The organism is Streptomyces sp., assembly GCF_019510245.1.
In the GTDB taxonomy this organism is placed as follows: domain Bacteria; phylum Actinomycetota; class Actinomycetes; order Streptomycetales; family Streptomycetaceae; genus Streptomyces.
Genome location: NZ_JAEKKT010000025.1, coordinates 1 through 6,850 on the forward strand (window position 1 = coordinate 1; position 6,850 = coordinate 6,850).

The 6,850-nt window shown below is 70.7% G+C and carries 7 protein-coding genes and 2 pseudogenes; 7 read left to right on the forward strand and 2 right to left on the reverse strand.

Translation table 11 applies throughout. The features are described 5' to 3' along the window. The 4 genes and pseudogenes from JF597_RS00780 to JF597_RS00795 form a co-directional block, all read left to right on the forward strand. Positions 1–881: pseudogene (locus JF597_RS00780) on the forward strand (DNA repair ATPase); the annotation flags it as partial. Positions 882–1,191: 310 nt separating this feature from the next. Continuing rightward, positions 1,192–1,395, forward strand: coding sequence for a hypothetical protein (locus tag JF597_RS00785; RefSeq protein ID WP_293986701.1), 204 nt, complete (start codon positions 1,192–1,194; stop codon positions 1,393–1,395). A 236-nt stretch (positions 1,396–1,631) separates the two neighbouring features. After that, positions 1,632–2,366 (forward strand): flavodoxin family protein, encoded by a 735-nt coding sequence (locus JF597_RS00790; protein WP_293986704.1) that lies wholly within the window; start codon positions 1,632–1,634, stop codon positions 2,364–2,366. A 196-nt stretch (positions 2,367–2,562) separates the two neighbouring features. Next, positions 2,563–3,132 (forward strand): DM13 domain-containing protein, encoded by a 570-nt coding sequence (locus tag JF597_RS00795; RefSeq protein ID WP_293986706.1) that lies wholly within the window; start codon positions 2,563–2,565, stop codon positions 3,130–3,132. A gap of 82 nt (positions 3,133–3,214) precedes the next feature. On the opposite strand, the pseudogene JF597_RS00800 reads toward JF597_RS00795, so the two are convergent. Together JF597_RS00800 and JF597_RS00805 are read right to left on the reverse strand one after the other, a co-directional pair. Continuing rightward, positions 3,215–3,436, reverse strand: a pseudogene (locus JF597_RS00800) (DNA-binding response regulator); the annotation flags it as partial. A gap of 95 nt (positions 3,437–3,531) precedes the next feature. Beyond that, positions 3,532–3,996 carry a cyclic nucleotide-binding domain-containing protein gene (locus JF597_RS00805; protein WP_293986708.1) on the reverse strand — a complete coding sequence of 155 codons (465 nt, stop codon included), beginning with the start codon at positions 3,994–3,996 and terminating at the stop codon, positions 3,532–3,534. Positions 3,997–4,533: 537 nt separating this feature from the next. Between JF597_RS00805 and JF597_RS00810 the strand changes: the two genes are divergently transcribed. From JF597_RS00810 to JF597_RS00820, 3 genes are all read left to right on the forward strand, one after another. Continuing rightward, positions 4,534–5,163 carry a DoxX family membrane protein gene (locus JF597_RS00810; RefSeq protein ID WP_293986711.1) on the forward strand — a complete coding sequence of 210 codons (630 nt, stop codon included), beginning with the start codon at positions 4,534–4,536 and terminating at the stop codon, positions 5,161–5,163. 157 nt (positions 5,164–5,320) lie between these two features. Beyond that, positions 5,321–6,226 (forward strand): universal stress protein, encoded by a 906-nt coding sequence (locus tag JF597_RS00815; RefSeq protein ID WP_293986713.1) that lies wholly within the window; start codon positions 5,321–5,323, stop codon positions 6,224–6,226. A 25-nt stretch (positions 6,227–6,251) separates the two neighbouring features. Continuing rightward, positions 6,252–6,850, forward strand: a 599-nt coding sequence (locus tag JF597_RS00820) for an alcohol dehydrogenase catalytic domain-containing protein (RefSeq protein ID WP_293986715.1), incomplete at its 3' end; no start/stop codon positions are given.

A 6,850-nucleotide genomic window follows, 5' to 3' on the forward strand; every position in this document is an offset into this window, starting at 1 on the left:
CGCTGTGCGACGCCACCCGCCGCATGGAGGGCGTACGGGACGGCGAGCCCCGGTCCTACGACCTGCGGGGCAAGCGCTTCGCGGTCTGCATGGCAGGCAACCCCTACACCGAGTCCGGCAGCCGCTTCCGCGTCCCCGACATGCTCGCCAACCGCGCCGACGTGTGGAACCTGGGCGAGGTCCTGACCGGCAAGGAGGACGCCTTCGCCCTCAGCTTCATCGAGAACGCGCTGACATCGAACCCGGTCCTCGCACCGCTGGCCGGCCGCGAGCGCACCGAACTCGACCTGCTGATCCGCCTCGCCGACGGCGACACCACGGCCCGCGCCGACCGGCTGACCCACCCCTACGCGCCCGCCGAGCTGGAGCGGATCCTGGCCGTGCTGCGCCATCTGCTGACGGCGCGCGAGACGGTCCTGGCCGTGAACGCCGCCTACATCGCCTCGGCGGCCCAGACCGACGAGACCCGGACCGAGCCGCCCTTCCGACTGCAGGGCTCCTACCGCAACATGAACAAGATCGCCCAGCGCATCCAGCCGGTCATGAACGACACCGAGCTGGCGGCGTTGATCGACGACCACTACACGGCCGAGGCCCAGACTCTCACCACCGGAGCCGAGGCCAATCTGCTGAAGCTGGCCGAACTGCGGGACACGCTGACCACGGAGCAGAGCGCGCGCTGGTCCGAGGTGAAGGCGGCGTACGTCCGCACACAGGCCCTGGGTGGCTCGGAGAGCGACTCTTCCCCGGCCTTGGGCCGGGGGGACTCCCACCTCGCTGCGCTGGCCCGCGCTGTTGCCGCCCTCGGGCTGCTCGCCGACCGGGTTGCGGCCGTCGAGTCGGCGATCAACCGCGCGGCGCCGGGCCACGAGGAGCGCTGACGTGCCAGGGGCCGGTCGGGAGCTGCTGCCTCCGTTGGCAGGACGGGCCGCGCTCACCATGCTGCACTTGGTCATTCCGACGCCGCTCCACCACACACCGGCTTGTCCTGAGCGACACATCGCAAGGGCGTCGCCTCAGGGCGAGTGACGTTCGGCGGGACCGTACAACCAGTGGGATGGATTAGCCGTCTTCCCTACGGGCACCAGGTGTCCCAGGAGCAGAGGGCAGCAACCGCAAGTCACGCCCCCCGCTCCGAGACGCGATCGGCGGGGGACACCCGCGGGTCCGTTCTGCGAGGAGGCACAGGGCATGGTCGCACGTCGTGACGATTCAGGCGGCTTCCCGGCGCACTCCCGCAGAAACGGCGCGGTCCCCTTCGGGCGCCTTGAGTCCGCTGTGGAACGAGTACACGTCAGGCAGGAAGTGGTCGAACCGCTGCTGCGCCGCGCCGACCTGCTGTCGCAGCTCCTGCGGATCGGATACGTACGCGGCCCGCAGGAGCGGGAGACGTAGAGTCCCCGGGCATCTTCGGTGGCTGGCCCGCGGAAGACGGCTGTTCCGGCGAGTGCTCCGCTCCTGTGCCTGTGGTCCTCGGGGCGGCGGGCACGCGCATGACGGCGTCGCATGTCAGGGGAACGCAGCGTGCGCCGGTGCGTCGCAGCGGGACAACGCGCCCGTTCCGCGAGACGCTTCCGCCGGGACGGCGCACTGACGCCGCCCCGCCCCTGTCCGCTCTCCCGGAGGCCGCCATGGCAGCATCGCCCGCACCAACTGAGGACAATTACCGCTTCGACGACCTGCGTGCGCTCTTCATCAACTGCACACTCAAGCCGTCCCCTCAGCTCAGCCACACCCAGGGGCTCATCGACAAGAGCCGGGCGATCATGGACGCGCGCGGAGTGACCACGGACGAGATCCGTGCCGTCGACCATGACATCGCCCCCGGCGTCTATCCGGACATGACCGAACACGGCTTCGCCACGGACGCCTGGCCCGCGCTGCAAGAGCAGGTGATGGCCGCGGACATCCTCGTGCTGGCCGGACCGATCTGGCTGGGCGACAACAGCTCGGTCACCAAGCAGGTCATCGAGCGGCTGTACAGCTGCTCCAGTCTCCTCAACCCCGAAGGCCAGTACGCGTATTACGGACGGGCCGGCGGGTGCCTGATCACCGGCAACGAAGACGGCGTGAAGCACTGTGCCATGAACATCCTCTACAGCCTGCAGCACCTCGGCTACACCATCCCGCCGCAGGCCGACGCGGGCTGGATCGGTGCGGCGGGTCCCGGGCCCTCGTACCTGGACGCCGGCTCGGGAGGACCGGAGAACGACTTCACCAACCGCAACACCAGTTTCATGACCTGGAACCTGATGCACGTGGCGGCCATGCTCAAGCGCGCCGGAGGGATCCCCGCTTACGGCAACCAGCGCACGGAGTGGGACGCCGGCTGCCGGCCGGGGGCGGACAACCCCGAGCACCGCTGAAGCAGACCAGGAAGCACCGGGGCACCTGCCGGTTCGACTCCAGCCCGGCGCCCGACAACGCCGTCGGCACCCCGGCTGCTCCTGTCAGTGCACGCCTGTGCGTCGTAAGGATTCCGTCATCACCCGCGGGCTACGGAACGGCCGCCCGCCTCCGTTGAATGAGGAGACAAGCAAACTCCCAGGAGACGAGGCAGGGATGGGACGCGGGCGCAAGGTACTTGCCAGGCCGTTGGTCATCGCGGTGCTGGTGGCGGCGGTCGGCGGGGTCGGCTTCGGGCTGTACTGGTTCCAGCCGTGGAAGCTGTGGCAGGACGAGACCGTCGAGGAGGCGCTGCCCGGGGTGGTGGAGAATTCCGCTCCTCCTGCCGCGGCGCCCTCGCCCAAGCCCTCCGAGCAGCCCTCGGCCACCGGTCCGCAGACGTTGGCAAGTGGTGAGCTGATCAGCCACGAGCACGCGACATCGGGCACCGTGAAGCTCGTACGGCTGGCCGACGGCTCCCACATCATCCGGCTGGAGAACCTCGACACCAGCAACGGACCGGACCTGCGTGTGTGGCTGACCGACGCACCCGTGAAGGAGGGGAAGGCCGGCTGGCGCGTCTTCGACGACGGGAAGTACGTCAGCCTGGGCAAGCTCAAAGGCAACAAGGGAAGCCAGAACTACGCCATGCCCAGGGAGGTGGATCCGTCGAGTTACAACAGCGTCAGCATCTGGTGCGACCGTTTCGACGTCTCATTCGGCGCAGCGGAACTCGCTCGCGTCTGACAGCGGTGCGGCCAGTCCCGGCGGATGACGCCCTCGCGGTCGATGACGCAGGTGGCGGCGGGCACTGAACGGCCAGGTGGTGCTACTTCGTGTGGCGGCCGCCGGGGTTCGGCTGTTCCATGTGGGAGCCAGGACCGCGGCCTGAACGCGACGCTGGACACCCAGTTTGGTTGGTCAGGCCGTCACCGATCAGGGCGAGGATGTCCTGCTCGCGTGGCGACAAGCCGGCCAGTTCGGGGGCCAGAGCAGGTGTCTCGGCGGGGTCGGCGCGCAGCGAGCTGATCAGGCGGGCCGTGGTCGCGGGATGGCGGCGACCGGGTGGGTCATGACGTCGCTGACGACGTGCGGGGTGCCGTGCATCGTGGCTGCCTCTCGTTGTCGCTTCGGACGTCGGCGCACTCAGACGTTGCCGCCGGCGCCGTACGGCGCGTAAAGGTCCAGCAGCCGGGTCCGGGCGGAGCGCAGGCGGTGGGCGAGCACGTCGCCGACCCACTGGGCGATGGCGTTGCCCAGGGCCGGGTCGTCCTGGCACATCAGACGGACGGCCGTGGCGTCGAACTCGTACGCCCGCACCGGGGTCGTCGCCTCGGCGCCCAGATGCCAGACGTGCGGGGTGAACAGCCAGGACCAGCCGACGAGTTCGTTGTGGCAGAGCGTCTCGATGACGGCCGCCCGGCGGCCGGGGACGTGCATGTCGAGCTCGACCGTGCCCGTACGGATGATCCAGAACCGGTCGGCCCGGCTGCCCTCCTCGAACAGACGCACCCCCTGCGGGAAGGAGACCTCGCGGCCGAGGCGCATGAGCCGGTGCCGGTGGTCGGCGGGCAGGGCTCGCAGCATGCTGGGCGTGGGGGTGGTGATCATGGCGTGCCTCCCGACGGGATGTGGAAACTGCCATGGCCAGCGTGCGGCCCACCCCCGGTGGCGGGCCATGGGCCACTCGGGCCGTCGGAGGGGCCACTCGGCCACGATCGAGAGACGACCGGCAGCCTGCGCCCACACCGACTCGTCCACGAACGGGGCCGGCTCGTCGCCCAGGGCACGAGAGGCCGGCGACGGGTCGAGGGACTGGCCGCCGCTCCATCGCGGTCGGCGGGGGTCGCGGGGTGGCTGGGAGAACGCCCGCACGCTTCGTGACCGGGCTCGGCACCGTCGACCGCGTGGACGTCCTGCCGTTCGACAAGCTGGGCGCCGCGAAGTGCCACGCCCCGGGGCAGTTCCGCGCGCATGGCTTGACGGCGTGCTGAACGAGGGGCGCTCCCCAACGGTCCCTGGAAACAGGGCCGTTCAGCCCTGCGGTCGCGGACCTTCGGCATCCGGCGGCGGCTGCCGTACGCGGCGAGAGTGAGGGGCGTCAGACACCGAACGGACCTTCTCACTCCTCCCGAAGGGATCGCCACCATGGCCGTGCACGAGCACCCGCACCGGAACTCCGGCTTCCACCTGCCGAACTTCCGCAGGGACCGGACCGCGTCCGGCTCCGAGTCGGCGGTGTCGGCACGCACCGGCACGCGGACGGCGCAGGCCTATGCCTTCGCGTCCCTGCGCCTGCTCACCGGGTTCGTCTTCCTGTGGGCCTTCCTCGACAAGGCCTTCGGCCTCGGCTACGCCACTCAGTCCGGCAAGGGCTGGATCGACGGCGGTTCGCCCACCAAGGGCTTCCTCGGCGGGGTGGCCGCAGGGCCGATGGAGTCCACCTTCCACTCCTGGGCCGGGGACACCTGGGCCGACTGGCTGTTCATGCTCGGTCTGCTCGGGATCGGCGTCGCGCTGATCGCGGGCGTGGCACTGCGGTTCGCGGCCGTCGCGGGCACCGTGATGATGGCGCTGATGTGGGTCGCGGAATGGCCGCCCGCCCAGCACCTCTCCGACGGTTCGCCGAGCATGTCGACGAACCCCTTCGCGGACTACCACCTCATCTACGCCGTCGTCCTGATCGCCCTGGCCGCAGCCTCCGCCGGAGAAACCCTCGGCCTCGGCAGCATCTGGGCCAAGCTCCCGCTGGTGCGTCGCGGCCGCTGGCTGCGTTGAGCGCGGGAGGCGCGACGGGCCCGTCGCCGGGTCCGCCGCACCACATCGACACCGGCCAGGGCCGGTCGGCCCTCGGCAAGGACCTGTGGCCCCTGCCGAGGGCCCACATCCGAGGACAAAGCTCGAATCGGGACCCCCGATCCAGAAGGTGGAGATCATGACCCGTACCCTCACCGTCGGCCTCGACGGCTCTCCCGAGAGCCGCGCGGCGGCCGAGTGGGCCGCCCGCGAAGCACAACTGCTGGGCCTGACGCTGAAGTTGGTCCAGGTCTGGGAGCCGGTTCCGGCTCCCATGGCCCAGGCCCCGCTGCTCGGTCCCGAGACGCACCAGCACTGGACCGAGCGGGTGACCCGGGAGACAGCCGAAGGCATCCGACTGCGCCACCCCGGCCTCGACGTGATCACCGAGCAGTCGTCCGGCCGGCCCGCCGAAGCGCTGGCAGACGCGGCGAAGGACGCCGAGCTGCTGGTCCTGGGCTCCCGAGGGCTGAGCGGGATCGGTGGGTTCATGGTCGGCTCGGTAGGACTGTCCGTCGTGGCGCATGCCGAGCGGCCGGTCGTCCTGGTGCGGGCCGGCGAACAGGCCGCCGACGAGCACGAGATGGACCCGGTCGGCATCCCGTCCGCCGCCGCCCCGTTCCGGCCCGTCGTCCTCGGCCTCGACATCGAGAGCCCCGACGAGGAGCTGATCGCCTTCGCCTTCGCGGCCGCCGTCCGCCGGAGCACGTCCCTGCGGGTGGTGCACGGCTGGAACCCGCCGCCGTACTACGCCTACGGACTCTCCGTCGACCTGGAACTCCACGGAGAACTGGCCCGGTCCGAGACCACCGCCCTGGCCGAGGTCCTGCTCCCGTGGCGCAAGAAGTTCCCGGACGTCGAGGTCACCGAGGAGTCCTCCTACGGCAGCCCCGGCAACCACCTCGTCGACGCCTCCCGCAAGGCCTCACTGGTCGTCGTGGGACGCCGCATCCGACGCAACCCGCTCGGCGCCCACATCGGGTCGGTCACCCACACCGTCCTGCACCACTCCACCGCCCCCGTCGCCGTCGTCCCGCACAACTGACCTCGACCTCCAAGGAGCAGACATCATGAAGGCAGCGGTCGTACGAGCCTTCGGCGACCCTCTCGTCATCGAGGACCGACCCGACCCCGAGCCCGGCCCCGGCCAGGTCCGCGTCCGGGTCGAGGCCTCCGGGCTGTGCCACACCGACATCCACGCCGCCCGCGGCGACTGGCCCGTCAAGCCGAACCCGCCGATCGTCCCCGGTCACGAGGGCGTCGGCCTGGTCGAGAAGCTCGGCGAGGGCGTCACCCACCTCAGCGTCGGGCAGCGGGTCGCCGTGCCCTGGCTGGGGAAAGCGTGCGGGCGGTGCGAACACTGCCTGTCCGGCTGGGAGACGCTGTGCGAGCAGCAGATCAACACCGGCTACGGATGCGACGGAGGGTACGCCGAGAAGATGCTGGCCTGGGCCGACTTCGCGCAGCCGGTGCCGCACGGCGTCACGGCCTTCGACGCCGCCCCGCTGACCTGCGCCGGCGTAACGACGTACAAGGCGCTCAAGGTCGCCGATGTGCGGCCCGCGCAGCTCGTCGCGATCTCCGGCGTCGGCGGCCTCGGTCACCTGGCCGTGCAGTACGCGAAGATCGCCGGGGCGCAGGTCGCGGCGATCGACGTCACCGACGAGAA